14 protein-coding genes and 1 pseudogene are annotated in these 17,728 nt (G+C 69.7%); 7 read left to right on the top strand and 8 right to left on the bottom strand.

Translation table 11 applies throughout. From position 1 onward, the window contains the following. Together CES90_RS19075 and CES90_RS19070 are read left to right on the top strand one after the other, a co-directional pair. Entirely contained in the window at window positions 1–1,431 is a 1,431-nt protein-coding gene (locus tag CES90_RS19075; protein WP_189786025.1) for an endo-1,4-beta-xylanase, read from the top strand. A gap of 100 nt (window positions 1,432–1,531) precedes the next feature. Next, window positions 1,532–2,833, top strand: coding sequence for an RICIN domain-containing protein (locus CES90_RS19070; protein ID WP_208921878.1), 1,302 nt, complete (start codon window positions 1,532–1,534; stop codon window positions 2,831–2,833). A gap of 666 nt (window positions 2,834–3,499) precedes the next feature. Here CES90_RS19070 and CES90_RS19060 read toward each other — a convergent pair. From CES90_RS19060 to CES90_RS19045, 4 genes are all read right to left on the bottom strand, one after another. Next, window positions 3,500–3,865: a sensor histidine kinase gene (locus CES90_RS19060; protein ID WP_189786027.1), complete on the bottom strand. Its 366-nt coding sequence runs from the start codon at window positions 3,863–3,865 to the stop codon at window positions 3,500–3,502. 329 nt (window positions 3,866–4,194) lie between these two features. Then, a complete protein-coding gene (locus CES90_RS19055; RefSeq protein ID WP_229914170.1) occupies window positions 4,195–5,760 on the bottom strand; it encodes a DEAD/DEAH box helicase in 1,566 nt (521 codons plus the stop codon). Between the two features lie 653 nt (window positions 5,761–6,413). Next, window positions 6,414–6,770, bottom strand: a complete 357-nt coding sequence (locus tag CES90_RS19050; RefSeq protein ID WP_189786028.1) for a hypothetical protein — start codon at window positions 6,768–6,770, stop codon at window positions 6,414–6,416. A gap of 72 nt (window positions 6,771–6,842) precedes the next feature. Continuing rightward, the gene (locus tag CES90_RS19045; protein WP_189786029.1) at window positions 6,843–7,175 is read right to left on the bottom strand and encodes an STAS domain-containing protein; all 333 of its coding nucleotides are present in this window, start codon (window positions 7,173–7,175) and stop codon (window positions 6,843–6,845) included. Between the two features lie 412 nt (window positions 7,176–7,587). Here CES90_RS19045 and CES90_RS19040 point away from each other — a divergent pair, with 412 nt between their 5' ends. After that, the gene (locus tag CES90_RS19040) at window positions 7,588–8,028 is read left to right on the top strand and encodes a pyridoxamine 5'-phosphate oxidase family protein (RefSeq protein WP_189786030.1); all 441 of its coding nucleotides are present in this window, start codon (window positions 7,588–7,590) and stop codon (window positions 8,026–8,028) included. Between the two features lie 298 nt (window positions 8,029–8,326). Here CES90_RS19040 and CES90_RS19035 read toward each other — a convergent pair whose 3' ends face one another. The 4 genes from CES90_RS19035 to CES90_RS19020 all read right to left on the bottom strand — a co-directional run bounded on the left by CES90_RS19035 (window position 8,327) and on the right by CES90_RS19020 (window position 13,124). Next, complete coding sequence (locus CES90_RS19035; protein ID WP_189786031.1) at window positions 8,327–8,791, bottom strand: pyridoxamine 5'-phosphate oxidase family protein; 465 nt, start codon at window positions 8,789–8,791, stop codon at window positions 8,327–8,329. 271 nt (window positions 8,792–9,062) lie between these two features. Further along, a complete protein-coding gene (adhE, locus tag CES90_RS19030; RefSeq protein WP_189786032.1) occupies window positions 9,063–11,741 on the bottom strand; it encodes a bifunctional acetaldehyde-CoA/alcohol dehydrogenase in 2,679 nt (892 codons plus the stop codon). Window positions 11,742–11,939: 198 nt separating this feature from the next. Beyond that, window positions 11,940–12,647: a CBS domain-containing protein gene (locus tag CES90_RS19025; protein ID WP_229914171.1), complete on the bottom strand. Its 708-nt coding sequence runs from the start codon at window positions 12,645–12,647 to the stop codon at window positions 11,940–11,942. 81 nt (window positions 12,648–12,728) lie between these two features. After that, window positions 12,729–13,124 carry a hypothetical protein gene (locus tag CES90_RS19020; RefSeq protein ID WP_189786033.1) on the bottom strand — a complete coding sequence of 132 codons (396 nt, stop codon included), beginning with the start codon at window positions 13,122–13,124 and terminating at the stop codon, window positions 12,729–12,731. 289 nt (window positions 13,125–13,413) lie between these two features. Here CES90_RS19020 and CES90_RS19015 point away from each other — a divergent pair, with 289 nt between their 5' ends. From CES90_RS19015 to CES90_RS19000, 4 genes and pseudogenes are all read left to right on the top strand, one after another. Beyond that, the gene (locus tag CES90_RS19015) at window positions 13,414–14,106 is read left to right on the top strand and encodes a response regulator (protein WP_189786034.1); all 693 of its coding nucleotides are present in this window, start codon (window positions 13,414–13,416) and stop codon (window positions 14,104–14,106) included. A 167-nt stretch (window positions 14,107–14,273) separates the two neighbouring features. Continuing rightward, window positions 14,274–15,302 carry a type I glyceraldehyde-3-phosphate dehydrogenase gene (gap, locus tag CES90_RS19010; RefSeq protein ID WP_189786035.1) on the top strand — a complete coding sequence of 343 codons (1,029 nt, stop codon included), beginning with the start codon at window positions 14,274–14,276 and terminating at the stop codon, window positions 15,300–15,302. A gap of 90 nt (window positions 15,303–15,392) precedes the next feature. Next, window positions 15,393–16,405, top strand: a pseudogene (locus CES90_RS19005) (2-hydroxyacid dehydrogenase). 98 nt (window positions 16,406–16,503) lie between these two features. Then, complete coding sequence (locus tag CES90_RS19000) at window positions 16,504–17,493, top strand: Acg family FMN-binding oxidoreductase (RefSeq protein WP_189786036.1); 990 nt, start codon at window positions 16,504–16,506, stop codon at window positions 17,491–17,493. Window positions 17,494–17,728 lie beyond the last annotated feature (235 nt).

Below are 17,728 nucleotides of genomic sequence, written 5' to 3'. Positions count from 1 at the left end.
ATGGGCCTGTATGCCCTTCCCAGACCCGTTGTCCGCCGGAAGATCCGCGGCCTGCTGCTGGCGCTGGTCGTCGGCGCCCTCGGTACGGTCGCCGCACTGGTCGCGCCGCCGACCGCACACGCCGCCGAGAGCACGCTCGGCGCCGCGGCGGCGCAGAGCGGCCGCTACTTCGGCACCGCCATCGCCTCGGGCAGGCTGGGCGACTCGGCGTACACGACGATCGCGGGCCGTGAGTTCAACTCGGTGACGGCCGAGAACGAGATGAAGATCGACGCCACCGAACCGCAGCGGGGCCAGTTCAACTTCACCGCCGGTGACCGCGTCTACAACTGGGCGGTGCAGAACGGCAAGCAGGTGCGCGGTCACACCCTGGCCTGGCACTCCCAGCAGCCCGGCTGGATGCAGAGCCTCAGCGGCAGCACGCTGCGCCAGGCGATGATCAACCACATCAACGGCGTGATGGGTCACTACAAGGGCAAGATCGTCCAGTGGGACGTCGTGAACGAGGCCTTCGCCGACGGCAGTTCGGGAGCCCGGCGCGACTCCAACCTGCAGCGCACCGGCAATGACTGGATCGAGGTCGCCTTCCGCACCGCGCGCGCCGCAGACCCTGCCGCCAAGCTCTGCTACAACGACTACAACGTCGAGAACTGGACCTGGGCCAAAACCCAGGCCATGTACGCCATGGTCCGGGACTTCAAGCAGCGCGGCGTGCCGATCGACTGCGTCGGCTTCCAGTCGCACTTCAACAGCGGCAGCCCCTACAACAGCAACTTCCGCACCACACTGCAGAACTTCGCCGCCCTCGGCGTCGACGTGGCCATCACCGAACTCGACATCCAGGGCGCCTCGGCCACGACCTACGCCAACGTGACCAACGACTGCCTGGCCGTCCCGCGCTGCCTCGGCATCACCGTCTGGGGTGTGCGCGACTCCGACTCCTGGCGACCGGAGCACACGCCGTTGCTGTTCAACCGCGACGGCAGCAAGAAGCCCGCCTACACCGCCGTCCTCAACGCACTCAACGGCGGCTCCACTACGCCCCCTTCGGGCTCCGGACAGATCAAGGGCGTCGGTTCGGGCCGCTGCCTGGACGTGCCCGGCACCAGTACCACCGACGGCACCCAGCTCCACCTGTGGGACTGCCACAACGGCACCAACCAGCAGTGGACGTACACAGCCGCCAATGAGCTCAGGGTCTACGGCAACAAGTGCCTGGACGCCGCCGGCACAGGCAACGGCACCAAAGTCCAGATCTACAGCTGCTGGGGCGGCGACAACCAGAAATGGCGCCTCAACTCCGACGGATCCATCGTCGGAGTCCAGTCCGGCCTCTGCCTCGAAGCCGCCGCAGGCGGCACCGCCAACGGCACCCTGATCCAGCTCTACTCCTGCTCGAACAGCAGCAACCAGCGCTGGACCCGCACGTGAGGGGACCTGCCACAAACGAAAGGGTGAATCGATGAAGACCTACGGTGCGGCCTCCTCCGCCCCTCCACACGGACATCGCTGGTGGTCCCGGGTCGCCGCCCTGGTGGCGGCGACCCTCGCGATCGGCATGCTCGCCGTGGTGAATCCGGCGCCCGCCGAGGCGGCGACGGTGGACACCAATGCCTGGTACGTCCTGGTCAATCGCAACAGCGGCAAGGCGCTGGACGTCTCTGGCGCGTCCACCGCCGACGGCGCGCGGGTCAGCCAATGGACGCGCCACGACGGAGTCAACCAGCAGTGGCAGTTCGTGGCCTCCGGCGACGGCTTCTACCGCCTCAAGGCCCAGCATTCGGGCAAGGTTCTCGACGTGGCCGGCGCCTCGACCGCAGACGGTGCCGTGATCCAGCAGTGGGCCGACCACAACGGGGCCAACCAGCAGTTCCGCCTGGCCGACTCCGACGCGGGCCACGTCCGGCTGATCAACCGCACCAGCGGCAAGGCGGTGGAGGTGCAGGGCGCCTCCACCGCCGACGGCGGCAACGTCGTCCAGTACGCCGACCAGGGCGGCGCCAACCAGCAATGGCAGTTGGTCAAGCTGTCGTCCGGTGGCGGCGGTGGATGCGGCAGCGCCCCGACTCTGACGAGCGGTACGCACACGATTCAGAGCGGCGGCAAGAGCCGCAGCTTCATCCTCCGGGTTCCCGCCAACTACGACAACAGCCGCCCCTATCGGTTGATCTTCGCGTTCCACTGGCGGGGCGGAACCGCCGGCGAGGTCGCCTCGGGCGGCACGAGCGGGAACGCCTGGTCCTACTACGGCCAACAGGAACAGTCGAACAACAGCGCGATCCTCGTCGCCCCCCAGGGCCTCGGCAACGGCTGGGCCAATTCGGGTGGTGAGGACGTCACCTTCGTCGACGACATGATCCGGCGGATCGAGGGCGGCCTCTGTGTCAACCCGGCACAGCGTTTCGCCACGGGATTCAGCTGGGGCGGCGGTATGAGCTACGCACTCGCATGCAGCCGGGCGAATGTCTTCAGGGCCGTTGCGGTCATATCCGGCGCTCAGATCAGCGGGTGCAGTGGCGGCACCCAGCCCATCGCCTACTTCGGAATCCACGGCATCAGCGACTCCGTCCTCAACATCGGGCAAGGACGGTCCCTGCGCGACAGGTTCGTCAGCAACAACGGCTGCACCCCCCAGAGCCCGCGCGAGCCCGCGCCGGGCAGCCGAACGCACATCACCACCACCTACTCGGGCTGCCGTGCCGGATTCCCGGTCCAATGGGCCGCGTTCGACGGAGGCCACGCACCCGGTCCGGTCGACGGCTCCACCGGCGACAGCGGCGTCGCCACCTGGACCAAAGCAGAGATCTGGAGGTTCTTCGCACAGTTCCAGTGACACGCCCGCACCACGGAGTGGAGCCAGGATGATCCTGGCTCCACTCCGTCGACGCCTATCCCAGAGCGAAGGACGGAGATTCAGGAGAGCTCCCACGCCTTCGGACTGGTCACGGCCGCTGGCGCCGTCCGGGCGCCGGTAGCACGCTGGGCGACGACGACGCCGTGCGGCGCTGGTTCGGCGCCGGAATGCTCGACAACGTGGTCGCCGTGCTGGGTCTGGCCGACATCGATGAGCCGTGGGCGCACGTCCTCAGCGCTCGATGACCCGACACCGGCAGTTTGGCGACGACGGCCCCGAGTCTTCCTCGTAGCCCGGCTCGGCCGATGGGGCTCGGCTTCTTCGCCCGGCCGCGGGCAGGCTACTTCCGGGTCAGCCTCCTCGCGGGTCGGCGCCGCGGCCCGTCCTGCTCGGCCAGCCCGTTCAGGACCGCTCGGCGATCACGCGTTCCTCCCGCTCGGCCTGGACCTACTGCAGTTGCTTGGCCAACTCCGCAGGGAACGTGTCCAGTTCACTCCGGCGAGTGCGAGCCGTGATCCGCTCCAGCTCCAGCAGCCCCACGTCCTCCCGGCATACCTGCCCGGCCATGGATCGTACTTCCGCCCGGCACGCCGAGAGCACGCACCGAACGCCGCTCCTTCTTCCACGGAGATCCATCAGAAGGGCCTAGGGAAGCAGCACGGCGAAGCGAGCGCCTTCGTCGGGCGCCGTCCTGAGTTCGACGCGGCCGCCGTGGGCCTCCAGGATCGCGGCGGTGATGGCCAGGCCGAGTCCCGTGCCGCCGCGGACGCGGGCGCGGGCCTGGTCGACCCGGTAGAACCGGTCGAAGATGTTCGGCGCGGCCTCCGGCGGCACGCCGGGCCCTTGGCCGATCACTTCCAGCACGACACGGCCGCGCGATTCCGGACTGCCTGCCACGGCTACGGGAGGTTCTGGCCCTGTGACGGACATGCCTACGCGGATGTGCACGGGCGTGCTGGGCGGGGAGTGGGCCAAGGCGTTGCTCACGAGGTTCGTGATCACCTGGCGCATCCGGTGTTCGTCCACCGTGACCCGGATCGGCTTTTCGGCGCTTTCGAGGATCAGTGGCCGCTGCGGGTCGCTTGCGGCGCAGCGGTTCGTACGTGTCTCCCGGCTTGGTCTTGCCCTCCTCCTGCCGCTTCTGGAACGTCTCGCGGCGCTCACGTTCCTTGTCGGCGGCGGCTTCCTCGACCTTGCCCACCAGCTCTCGCGTGGAATGGACCGGTATGGTCACCTGCCGCTGGAGGCTGCGCAGGACCTCTTCGGTCTTCATGGCGCTCGTCACGACTGCCCCTCCCCAGGTCGGATGTCCGGTCAGCCGTGCACGGCCGACCGGTCACTCAGTCGAACAGCGGCGCCAGTACGTTCGGGCCCGCGAGAATGCGCCACGCGGGGACACGGAGAACTCGCTCGACGCTGCCGGCCTTCGCACCCCGGCCGCCGGATGGCAGCCCGATCAGCAGGTCGGTTCGCTGGTGCATCAAGCGCAAGTGCCGTGCCGGATCACGGCCGGGCAGTGGTCCAGCGTCCACCAGGACCGCGGTGTTGCCCTCGGGCGCGGTGAACAACAGGTCGATCCGCTGTCCGCCGATGATGGCATCGCGTTCCAGCTCGACGATGCCTCGCGAGGCGAGGAACTGCTGCAGGGTGTCGGTGAGGTCCCTGCGGTCAGGGTCCTGCCGCGGGCCGGGCTCGGGCATGGGAGCTTGGTGTGGACCGACAGCCCGTGCTCGGTTCCACAGGACCGAGCGGGACGACAGCAAGTGAGGGAGACCGGTCTGCTGCTGCCAGTAGCCATGGTTGCCCACGGTGATCAACTGGGACTTCGCGCGGGTGATCGCGACGTTCCAGAGATTGACCTGGCTCGCCACCCAGTGAGCCGTCCTCGGAGGTGTGTTGGCAGTCGCCACCGGGCTGAGGACCATGACGTCGCGCTGGCCGCCCTGGAAGGCATGGACTGTGCCCACGCGCACCCGGTCGCTGCCGACCATGCGCTCCAGGGCGTCCTTCTGCGCGCGGAAGGGGGTCACTACGCCCACCGTTGCAGTTCTTGGCAGGTGGTGCAGCAGCTCCCTCACGATGCCGGCCACGGCGGCGGCCTCGGACGGGTTGTGCCACGACTTTCCGCCTGGCCCCTGCGCCGACTCGCTGGACGGTACGTTGGCCCAGGCCAGTACGGGAGCGGTTTCCCCGGTGTCCATGAGGTCGACGGCGGGTACCTGGCCGCGTACGTCCGTCATGATCTCCAGGGCGCCGGAGTAGCAGTGGCCGTTGACGACGTCGGCGATCTCCGGATGGCAGCGGTAGTGCTCGTCGAGCAGCAGGGCGGCCTCGCCGTTCTGCGCGGCGGCGTGGTAGGACGAGTGGACGTGGTAGGCGAGTCGGCGGTCCTCAAGCCAGGCCGCGCTGAGCTCCGCCCTGACACGGGCCTGGCGCTCCTGCTCCGGTGAGATGCCGGGGATGTGACTCAGCTGCATCGGATCACCGATGATCAAAGCGCGCCGGGCGCGGAACAGCAGGGGCAGCACCGAAGCGATCGAGCACTGACTGGCCTCGTCGATGACGACCAGGTCGAAGAGCTTCGCGTCCGGCTTCAGCTGACGCACCGCGTGCGTGGTGATCGCCCACCCCTTCAGGTGGCGTAGCAGATTCAGCTGGCTGCGCTGGGTCCCTTTGCGCTGCCGCAGCGTCTGAAGTCGCTGGTCCAGCAGCGAGCGCCCCCGACTGAGCGCCTCCGCCGACAATGCCGCACACAGCTCCGCCGACAGTTCGGCGCGGGCCGTGGCACAGCCCGCGCGAGCCTGACGTATGGCCTCCTCGTCGTAGGTGAGCTGGGCAGGTGTGAGCTCACGCATCTGCCGCTCCAGGCCCGTCACGTCTGCCAGCTTGTTGAGAAGGTCCGACATGACGGGCCGTTCGCCTGTCCACGCCGGCAGTTGCGTGGCCACACCCGGACCCGCAGCCGACACGAACGCTTTCATGGCACGCTTCCGCCGCCACAGCGTCCCCACCAGCCCGTCGCCATTGCCGCCATGCGAGCTCGAACTTCCCAGCGGGCGAGCGCCGAATGGTCGCCGGTCGCCCACATCTGTGCCAGGAGCGAAAGCGGAAGTCCGATCTCCTCGGCGGATTCCGCACGCTGCTCCAGAACCGCAGCCAGTTGCACCTCACCCTCGACCTGTCGGCCGGCCTGGTCGCGCAAAACGCCGGCCCGAGCGCGAAGGTTACGGAGCTCGCCCGCCACAGTCGCCGAGCAAACTGGTCGCCGGCCACCCGTGTGCGGACCTGCGCCCGCAGGTACGGCAGTTCGAGCGGCTGGGTGTGGAAGGCTGCCATGACCCGGTGGGCGGCGGCGTGCAGCAGGACCCGCTGGAGTGCCTGACCGGCGCGCAGCCAGTCCTCCCGTGTGTCGTGCTGGGTGGTGATCAGGGCGATCAGGCCGGTGCGTGCCCGCCATATCCGTGGCGCGGTGGGCCGGATCCGGGTGATGCCGAGGAAGTCCCGGCCCGCGAGTGTGGTGCGGTCCGAGTGGAAGGCGCACGTCTCCAGGGGCACTCCGTCAGGGCTGCCGCGTGCCGCGCGGGTCTGCGTCCGGCTCCGCGTATGAGCCCCGGTCCACGCGGGCCAGATGGGTCCTGTTCCAGGGGTTGGGAAAGGCGTGGACGACCGGCACGAAGCCCAGGTGTCGCATGGCAAGGCGTACGTTGGACAGGGCCGCGCCGCAGCTGATGACCATCTCGCGGCTGTCCGGATCGGTGAGCGGCAGCCGGCGGGCGGTGTCCGCGTACAGGTCGAGGCGGGTGCCCCGGCCGGTGAAGAGCCACGGCTGGGTGTTGTGCACCGAGGGTGCGGTGATCGCGGCGCGTACCAGGTGGGGGGTGGTTGCGTGGTCGACGCCGGTGTGCGTTGCGTACATGGTGGATGCTGCCGTTCGTCGTCCGTCGTCGTACAGGGGTGGCTGAGCGGTCGGGGGTGGGCCGGAGGGTCTTCAACGGTACGTCTCGAAGACACCGGCCAGGCCGGTGCAGCGAAGGATCCGCTGGAAACGGGGACTGTCGGCAATCAACCGCAGCCGGCCGCACCGGGCCAGGACCCGGTTCCTCGTCCGGCACAGCAGGGCGAGTCCGCTGCAGTCGATGAACGACACGGGACGGAGGTCCAGCACCAGGTCGGGGCAGGGCCCGGCGGTGAGCGTGTCGAGGCGTGCCACAAGGGCCTGCGCCGTGAGTAGGTCGATCTCCCCGCGCAGTTCCACCACGGTTGTGCCACCGACGACACGTTCCGTGTGGCACGGCGCGGGCATGGTGTGGGCTTCGGACATGCCCAGAGACAACCCGAGGGGGCGGGCCGCGGGGAAGGGCCGTTCGGCCCGTTTACGCAGCTTCGCATGCGCCTGTGGGACCGCGCACCAGGTCGCCCGGACCGGACGGTCTCGTCCGGCCGGTTGACAGGGTTCGACTGGCTGAAAGCAGCACCGATCACCTCTCTTGGTCCGTCTGGGCAGAGGGCGGATCCGGTGTGCCTTTCGTCCATGGGCAGAGCAAACCTGAGGGACAGAGCTCGTCCGGCTCCTGGACGGGCCGAGCTCTCCCCGATGGGTGCCGACGGGGCATATTGGCACCCCAGCGGGGGCCGCTCTCAGGCACAGGGGGGACTCATGGCCTCTCATCTCCGATGCCGAGGCTACGGACGATGGAGTGCGAGCGTTGCCCTGCGTGAGAGACGGACTGGCTATGCATTCCAACGATGGTTTCCGTGAACTCGGTCGGCAGGAATGTCTGGGTCTGCTGGCGAAGGTGTCGGTCGGCCGCATCGTGTACACCCGGCAGGCACTGCCCGCAGTCCTGCCGGTCAACTTCTGTCTGGACGACGACGGTGCGGTGCTGCTGCGCACCTGTGCGGCTTCGGAACTGGCCCGTGCGGTCGACGGTTCGGTGGTCGCCTTCGAGGCGGACGAGGTCGACGCGGTCGCCCGGGCCGGCTGGAGTGTCGTCGTGACCGGGCGGGCGGCAGTGGTGAACGACCCGGCCGAGCACGAGCACCTGAACAGGGTTGTTCCCTGCTCCTGGGCCCCTTCGCCCGTGGAGGTCTTCGTGCGTGTCGAGCCCGAGCTGGTGACCGGGCGGGAGCTGGTCGGCGGTCGCACGCTGTACGGGGTGCGGCTCTCCGGCTGACCGGGGCCCTGCGCAGGGGCCGAACAGCCCCATGGCAAAGGGGCCGGACGGTCGCGGTGACGGGTTCCTGGCGGCCCTGCCCTGATCGCCCTCGCGGCGGCGGGTGCCGGCGAGGTGACACACGCGACGATGACGACGCTGCGTAACCCTGCAATCGCTCTGCATAGCCCCCCGGGGTCGGTTGCTGGAACCGCAGGAGAAGTGAGGAGCCTCTTTCTCAGAAGAGCCTCTTTCTCATCCGGTGGCGAGCCCTGCAGGAGCCCGCGGAGCCCTGCACTGGATCGCTGATCCGTCGGGGTCAGGCGCTGATGGTCTCGTCCGCGGCTGTGAGCCGGATTCCCGTGACCAGGTCGGGGTGGATGCGGACGGCGTAGTCCATGACCTGTTTCACCCAGGGGTGGAGCAGTGCCTGGTAGCGGGCCAGTTCGTGGGGGTCGGTGATCAGGCGGGCGTAGCCGGTGACGACCACGCTCCAGCCGAGGTGGGTGTCCGGGTCGATGGCGTCGGCCTCGTAGGCGACGACGACGCCTGAGCCGTTCGCATGGCGGGTGTGCGAGGTGATCGCCGAGCCTTCGTGGGTGCGGATGATGATGTCGCCGTCGTCGAGGATGTGGTTGACCGGCCGGATCGTGGGGAGCGCGTGCTGGGTGAAGACGATCCTGCCCAGGGAGACGCTGCCCAGGAGTCGCAGGGCCTCGGCGCTGTCGAGTTCCACGCTGTGTCGTGGTCCGGCGGTGGCGGGCGGGGCGTTGTTGGTGGTCATGGTGGGTTTCCGTGGGGTTTCGTCGCTCACTGCGCGGGTGCTTCGGTAGGAGTGCCGTTGCCGTGACGGCGCTGGTCGCCGCGGTGTCGGTGGCCGCGGGGCCGGTACCGCATCTGCGTGTCCCTTCGAAGATCGGTGGCAAGAGACCCGCCGAGGTCTCGGGGTGGAGCCCGGTGGACGGCGGGTCACGGGCGGGGGTGGATCAGACCATTTGAATGCGGGCAGTGAGGGGCGCGGTAGGGCCGAACGGCCCTACCGCGCCCAGGTCGGCCTATGCGCTGGGAGCGTCCTTCTGGCCGTAGTAGGCCGTGCGCATGAGTTCCTGCATGTCGTCGAGCATCGGCATCCGTGGATTGGCGGGTGCGCACTGGTCCTCGTAGGCGTTCAGGGCCTGCTGGGGCAGGGCGTCGAAAAACGCGCGCTCGTCGACGGCGAGGGCGCGGAACGACGGCTCGATGCCCACGCTGTCGCGCAGGCGTTCCACAGCCGAGGCGAGCGATTCCACGCCCTCCTGAGGCGTGGCGGCGGGCAGGCCGAGGGTGCGGGCGATGTCCTGGAAGCGTTCGGGGGCGCGGTAGTGCTCGTACTTGGGCCAGCCGGTGAGCTTCGTGGGGACGGTGCCGTTGTAGCGGATGACGTGCGGCAGCAGGACCGCGTTGGTGCGGCCGTGTGCGATGTGGAACGTGGCGCCGAGGGTGTGGGACATGGCGTGGACGATGCCGAGGAAGGCGTTGCCGAAGGCCATGCCCGCGATGGCGCCGGCGTTGTGCATCTTCTCCCGGGCCTGAGGACTTCCCGCGCCGTCGTTCACGGAGGCCGCGATGTTGTCGAAGACGAGGCGGATCGCGTGGAGCGCCAGGCCGTCGGTGAAGTCGTTGGCGTAGACGGACACGTACGCCTCGATGGCGTGGGTGAGGGCGTCGAAGCCGCTGTCGGCGGCGAGCGCGGGGGGCAGTTCGGTGGTGAGCAGCGGGTCGACGATGGCCACGCTGGGGGTGAGAGCGTAGTCGGCGAGCGGGTACTTCTTGCCGGTGGCCGGGTCGGAGATGACGGCGAAGGGGGTGACCTCGGCGCCGGTTCCGGACGTGGTGGGCACGCACACCAGGCGGGCGAGCTTTCCCAGGACGGGGAAGCGGAAGGCACGCTTGCGGATGTCCGAGAACTTGTGCCGCATGTCGGCGAAGTCGACGTCCTTGCCGTCGGCCTGCTGCTCGTACAGCAGCCACATCACCTTGGCCGCGTCCATGGGCGAGCCGCCGCCGAGCGCGATGATCGTGTCGGGGCGGAAGTCGCCCATGAGGCGGGCGCCGCGGCGGACGGAGTCGATGCTGGGTTCGGGTTCGACGTTGTCGATGATCTGCACGGTGACCGGTTCGCGGCGGCGCTGCAGGATGCGGGTGACGCGGTCGACGAAGCCGAGGCGGGTCATGGTGGCGTCGGTGACGACGGTGACGCGGTGGATGTCCGGCATGGACTGCAGGTAGCGCAGGGCCTGCGGCTCGAAGTAGATCTTCGGCGGGACCTTGAACCACTGGAGGTTGTTGCGGCGGGTGGAGACCCGCTTGATGTTGAGCAGCTGGGCGGCGGAGACGTTGTTGGAGACTGAGGTGCTGCCCCAGGAGCCGCAGCCGAGCGTCAGCGACGGCAGCAGGCCGTTGTAGATGCCGCCGATGGCACCCTGCGAGGATGGCGAGTTGACGATGACCCGTACCGTCTTGATGCGGCGGCCGTACGCCTCGGCGAGCGCGGGGTCCTCGGTGTGGATGACGGCGCTGTGGCCCTGGCCGTGGAAGGCCACCATGTCCGCGGCGAGGTCGAAGCCCTGCTGTTCGGAACCGGCGCGCAGCACGGCGAGCACGGGGCAGAGCTTCTCGCGGGTCAGCGGCTCGTCCCGGCCGACCCGCTCGGCCTCGACCAGGATGAGCGAGGTGTCGGCAGGCACGGTGAACCCGGCCTGTTCCGCGATCCAGGCGGGGCTCTGTCCTACGGCCGTGGAGTTGACCTTGGGCTCGCAGCCGCTGCCGGCCGTCCTGCCGGTCGGGAAGAGGAAGGCCTCCAGCTTCGCCTTCTCCTCGGCGGTCGCCAGGTGGGCGTGCAGGGTGTGGAACTCCGCAAGGGCGGCGTCGTAGATCTCGTCGTCGAGGATGACGGCCTGCTCGGAGGCGCAGATCATCCCGTTGTCGAAGGACTTCGACAGCACCAGGTCGTTGACGGCCCGGCGCAGCTTCGCGCTCTTGTGCACGTAGGCGGGGACGTTGCCGGCGCCCACGCCGAGGGCGGGCTTGCCGGCCGAGTAGGCGGCCTTGACCATGGCGTTGCCGCCGGTGGCGAGGATGAGGGAGATGCCGGGGTGGTGCATCAGGGTGCGGGTGGCCTCGATGGACGGGGTCTCGATCCACTGGATGCAGTGCTCGGGCGCACCGGCGGCGACGGCGGCGTCGCGCACGACGCGGGCCGCTTCGGCGCTGCACCGCTGGGCGGAGGGGTGGAAGGCGAAGACGACCGGGTTGCGGGTCTTCAGCGCCATCAGCGCCTTGAAGATCGTGGTGGAGGTCGGATTGGTGACCGGGGTGACCGCGGCTATCACGCCGACCGGTTCGGCGATCTCCACCAGGTCCTCGACGTCGTCACGGGCGATCACGCCGACGGTCTTCATGTGGCCCATGCTGTGCGTGACGTGCTCGCACGCGAACATGTTCTTGGCCGCCTTGTCCTCGAACAGGCCGCGTCCGGTCTCCTCCACTGCGAGCCGTGCCAGCGCGGTGTGCTGGTCCAGAGCGGCGACCGACGCCTTCCTGACGATGTGGTCGACCTGCTCCTGGTCGAGCTCCTCGTAGTCGGCGAGCGCCTTCAACCCGGCCGTCACGAGCCGGTCCACCGCGACGGTGGTGTCGGACGGAGCCTCGGTGAGAGGAGTCGTGGTCGTGGTCCCGGCTTCCTGTCGGGTCATGGGAGTGCGCCTCCGGTACGTCGGTGCCGCCGGAGGTGATCCGGCGGGGCGGTACGGGAGCGGCACCGTGAGGGATGTCGGTGCCGCTCCGATTCCACTCTCGTCCGAGGTGCGGCCCGGCCGCAGACGCCGTTGGTCCTTTCCTCTGCCCGTCCGGCCTGGTCGGGGAGGGCCGGACGGCCCCTCGGCAACGGGACCTCACGCGGGCGGTCCCTGAACGGGTTCGTCAATGGGGCGCGGCTTGGCCGGGTGGCAGTCGTCGACGCTGTAGGTCAGGCCGTTGACCACTCCGACGGCCCCCTCGACCCGCCAGGCCGATCGGATCGCCAGGGGGATGTCGCTCCGGCGTTCCAGGCGTCCCTTCAGTGTGACCACGCCGTCCCGGACGAACACGGTGACCGCGTCGGAGGACAGGCCGAGGGCGCCGACCAGGACCTCGTCGATCACCTGCCGGCGGATCTCCTCGTCCGTGCGCAGGAAGACACGCAGGAGGTCGCGGCGGGTGGCGATGCCGATGAGGCGGTCCTCCTCGTCCACCACGGGAAGCCGCTCAATGTGGTGACGCTCCATCATCCGGGCGGCCTCCGGGACCAGTTGCTCCGGATGCACCGTGACCGCAGGTGAGGACATCAGCTCCGCCGCGACGAGCCCCGGGGCCCCGCTCGCCGGGACGCGCACCGGACGGCGCAGGCCCGGCAGGCGGATCCGCCGGTCGGCGCGGTCCGCCTGCCCGCGGACGAGGTCGGTCGCAGAGATCACCCCGACCACCTTGTCGTCCGCGTCGACGACGGGCAGTCCGCCGATCCGGTGCCGGTTCAGCAGCCGTACGAGCTCCTTGAACGTCGTCTGCCGATGTGCCTGGATGACCTCACGGGTCATCACCTCTCCGACGGTGTGGGTCTTCACGCCCCCCTCCTTCTCTCTCAGGGCCGCTGGACGGGCCGGGTGCGGGAGGGGGAACCCCCTCCCGCACCCGGCTCCAGGTCCCTACTCCTGCCGTCCGTCCGCCGGGCCGCCGCGCCAAGGCGGTGGCGTGGCCGACTTGCGGGCCGCGTCCCCGCGGTGCACGACCCGCTCCACCTGGCCACGCAGCCGGTCGTGCAGCCGGTCCGCGAGCTCGTGGGCGGTGGCCTCCTCGGCGTGGACGACCAGGAGGTCGCGGCCCACCCGGATCTCGGCCCCTGCCGTCCACGGGTGCCCGGCGTGGTGCGCCGCGGCCTTTTCGATCCGCACCTCGCCGCTGACGGGCGGCAGGCCCGACCGGCCGAGGACCGCGTCGACCTTGGTGCGGACGTAGGCGAGCGCCCGCTCGTCCACGTCGCCTGTGCCTCGGACACGTACGGTGGTGGGGGTCTGCTGGATGTCGGTGTCCCTGACGGTCATCTGTTCCGCTCCTTGTGATCGTTCCGCGGCTCCAGCCTGATGCGAGCTCCCGGCCCGGCCCCAGGGCCACCCGGCCCCGGAACCGGGACCGTGGGGCCCCGTCACCCGCTGCCGGCCGACGCCCCTGTTCCTCGACGGCTTCGACCGGCGGCAGCGCGTGCTCGGGGAAACAGGGCCGACCGGCCCTGGGCATACGGCCCCGAACCGGGAAGGATCTCCAACGAGACGACCCACCGCGTCCACGCGGACACCGGCGTGGAACGCGGCATACGCAGAACAGGAGCATTCGATGGCGGACGGCGAGCAGCCCGGCCCCGACAACCCGATCCAGGTCTTCCTGATGGACGACCACGAGGTGGTACGGCGCGGGGTGCACGACCTGCTGAACGACGAACCGGACATCACCGTGGTCGGCGAGGCCGCCACGGCGGAGCAGGCCCTTGTCCGCGTCCCCGCTCTGCGCCCGCAGGTCGCGGTCCTCGACGTGCGCCTGCCGGACGGCGATGGTGTCACGGTGTGCCGGGAGCTGCGTTCGCGCATGCCGGACCTGGCCTGCCTGATGCTGACCTCGTTCGACGACGAGGAAGCGCTGCTGGACTCGATCATGGCGGGCGCATCCGGTTACGTACTGAAGCAGATCCAGGGCTCCGACCTGGTGGCGGCCGTGCGCACGGTGGCCCGGGGCCAGTCGCTGCTGGACCCGAGCGCCACCACCAAGCTGATGGCCAGGCTGCGCGGCGGACAGCAGAAGGAGGAGGAGCCGGACGCCCTGCCGGGTCTGACCGACCGGGAGCGGGAGATCCTGGCCCTGATCGGGGAGGGACTGACCAACCGCCAGATCGGTCAGCGCCTGTACCTGGCCGAGAAGACGGTGAAGAACCACATTTCCCGTCTGCTCGCCAAGCTCGGCGTGGAGCGGCGCATCCAGGCCGCCGTGATCGCCACCGAAGCCCGGGACCGGCTGAGGCAGGAAGGCCGCTGACGCGACGTGCGACGCGGCAGCCGGCGCCGGGCAACGGCGAAGCCCGACTCGGGGCCGAAGGTCCCGCAGTCCGCCCCCGTCCGGCCCCTGCCCCTCTCGATTGTCCGCGCGCAGGCTGGGAACCCACCCAGGCACACCGCCGGGCATCGATCGGGAGGACGACGGACATGAGCGTGCGCGTCGGCATCAACGGCTTCGGCCGCATCGGCCGCAACTACCTGCGCTGCCTGCTGGAACGCGCGGAGCGTGGCACCGGCACACCGGTCGAGGTCGTGGCGGTCAACGACATCACCTCACCGGCCACGCTGGCGCACCTGCTGGCGTACGACTCGACGTACGGTCGCCTGCACCGCACCGTCGAACACGACGACGACTCACTGACCGTCGACGGACACCGCATCGCCGTCACCGCCGAACGCGACCCGGCCGCCCTGACCTGGGGCAGCCTTGGCGTGGACGTCGTCATCGAGTCCACCGGCCGCTTCCGCACCCGCGAACAGGCCGGCCTGCACCTGGAGGCCGGCGCGCGCAAGGTGCTGCTGTCCGTGCCGGGCAAGGGTGTCGACGCCACCGTGGTCATGGGCGTCAACGAGGGTACGTACGACCCGGAGCGGGACCACGTGGTCTCCAACGCCTCCTGCACCACCAACTGCGTGGCGCCGATGGTGAAGGTCCTCGACGAGTCCTTCGGTATCGACAAGGGCCTGATGACCACCATCCACGGCTACACCAACGACCAGGTCGTTCTCGACGGCCCGCACAAGGATCTGCGCCGCGGCCGCAGCGCCGCCGTGAACATCATCCCCACCAGCACCGGAGCCGCGCGTGCCGTCGGTCTCGTCCTGCCGGAACTGTCCGGCACCCTGGACGGCATCGCCGTACGCGTCCCCGTGGAGGACGGCTCCCTGACCGACCTGAGCGTGGTCCTCGACCGGGCCGTCACCGCGGAGGAGGTCAACACCGCGTTCCGGGAGGCCGCCGATGGGCCACTGAAGGGCGTCCTGCGGGTTTCCGAGGCGCCCATCGTCTCGCGGGACGTCGTCGGCGACCCCGCCTCCTGCGTCTTCGACGCGCCGCTGACCCAGGCGCACGGCGAGCTGGTGAAGGTCTTCGGCTGGTACGACAACGAGTGGGGCTACACCAACCGCCTCCTCGACCTCACCGAGTACGTCGCCGCTCGCCTTCCGCTGGGCTGACTGCAGCATCGGCGCGGGCCGTGGGCTCCACACGAACCCACGGCCCCTAGGGTGGAGTGAAGATCGCCTTTCCCTGTGGGAGGAGCCCCCATGGAGATCGTCGCGTACGGCGTCCTCGCGGACGAGGAGGCCCTGCTGCGACAAGCGTTCGACCGGGTCCTTGCAGGCCGTCATGAGCTGCGTTGTCTGGGGATGTTCCTGGACCGGGACACCGCTCCGACCGCAGCGGGCCACGAGGTCGTGCTCAGCGGTGTCAATGACACCTTGGACGCGCAGGTTCTGAGGCTGTGGCGGAAGGCGGAACCCGGATGATCGCCCAGCGGTCCACCGGCTACAACAACATCGACCTGTCCGCTGCCGAGAAACTCGGGTTGACGGTGGCCCGGGTGTCGTACTACTCGCCCTATTCGGTCGCCGAGTTCGCGTGGGCGCTGGCGCTCGCGGTCAACCGCAGGATCGTACGAGCCGCGCACCGCACCCGCGAGTTCGACTTCCGCCTCGACGGTCTGATGGGCCGCGACTTCCGCGGACGTACGGCCGGAGTGGTCGGCACCGGCAAGATCGGCGCCGCGTTCGCCCGCATCGCCCATGGCTTCGGGATGCGGCTGCTCGGCTGGGACATCACCGAGAACCCCGACTGCCTGGACCTCGGCTTGGAGTACGTCCCGCGTGAACAACTGTTCGCCGAGTCCGACCTGGTCAGCCTGCAAGTGCCACTCCTGCCCGAGACCCATCACCTGGTGGACGCCGAGGCACTGGCACTGATGAAGGACGACGCGATCCTGGTCAACTCCAGCCGCGGCGGCCGGGTCGACACCGATGCGTTGCTGGCGACGTTGCGTGCGGGGCGGCTCAGTGGTGTCGGTCTGGACGTGTACGAGGAGGAGGCCGGGGTGTTCTTCCTCGACAAGTCCCTGGAGGTGATGACCGACGAACGACTCGCCCGGCTCATGACCTTCAACAACGTCCTGGTCACCTCCCACCAGGCGTACTTCACCCGCGACGCGGTCGGCCAGATCGCCGAGACGACCGTGGGCAACGTCGAGGACTACCTCGCCGGCCGGACCGGTGACAACACTCTCGTCCGTCCGCCTGGGGTCTGAGCACGCGTACTTCGGCGAGGCGGGCAAGGCTCTTCGTCGAAACACTGGAAGCAACCGCCCCGATACAGGCACTCGTCAGGTGAGGAGGTCGCACGGCCATGCCACAGCTGGACGTGAAAACGGTGACCACTCTGGTCGCTGAAGCCACATCAGCCCCTTCCATGCACAACGCCCAGCCGTGGAGCTTCCGCTTCGTCACCGACGAGGGCGTGCTGCTGCTGCGCGCCGATCTCGAGCGGGCCATGCACCGCACCGACCCCGGCCACCGCGCCCTGCACATCGGGTGCGGGGCGGCACTGTTCAATCTGCGCGTCGCCGCCGCCCACGCCGGAATCACCGCGGAGGTACGGCTGCTCCCCGAGCCCGCGGATCCGCTGCTGCTGGCCGCCGTACGCCTGGGCGGCTCCGCAGCGCCGGAGACGGACGGGGACGACCTTGCGCGGTTGCATCCTGCGATCGGACAGCGCCACACCGGCCGCTATCCCTTCGAGGAGAAGGACATCCCGGAGGACGTACGGGCCGCACTGCAGGCAGCGGCGGCTCGGGAGGGCGCCGAGCTGCTCTTCCCGGGGGCCTGGCACATCGAGTCCCTGCTGGAACTGGTGCGCGACGCGGAGAGCCGCGACGCTCTGGATCCCAGCGGGATGGAGGACCTACGCCGCTGGACCCGGCTCGGACCGGAGGCGGACGTCGCCACCGACGGCGTCCCCGAGTACGCTTTCGGGCCGCGTCGGCGGGACGGCAAGGCGCCCCTCCGCGACTTCGCCGGGCGGCGGCCGGTGGCCGACCGCGGCACCACCGCGTTCGAGCAGCACCCGCACCTCGCACTGCTCAGCACACGGGGCGACACGCTTGCCGACTGGCTGGTCGCTGGACAGGCGCTGGAACGCGTCCTGCTCGAAGCCACCCTCGCCGGCCTCGCCACCTCCCTGACGTCCCACCCCCTTGAGACACCCGATCTGCGCCTGCTGGCCCGCGATCCGGTGTCGGGCAGGGGCCACGTCCAGATGGTGCTGCGCGTCGGTTACGGACCTCAGGGCCCCGCCACACCCCGCCGCCCCGTCCGGGAAGTCCTCGACATCGCATAGAGCCCCGGGCGGCCAGGCCGCGTGTGCGCAGGGGGGTGTTTGCCCTCCGCCGTGCTGGGGACCCGCGCACGACCCGGGCTCGCAACCGGGATGGACGGACAGGCCGGTAGGGCCGTCCGGCCCCGATGCGCTCCACATTTGCCGGGCCCAAGGGCCTGACCTGCAGAGCCGTTGGGCCTCGATCGAGCCGAGGAGGCCGACAAGGGGGCCGATCGGCGGATAAATGGATTGCGGT

Origin of the sequence: Streptomyces capitiformicae (assembly GCF_002214185.1) — a bacterium.
Lineage (GTDB): Bacteria > Actinomycetota > Actinomycetes > Streptomycetales > Streptomycetaceae > Streptomyces > Streptomyces capitiformicae.
Note: the sequence above shows the minus strand (reverse complement) of the source record. Positions and strands in the feature narration are given on the sequence as shown.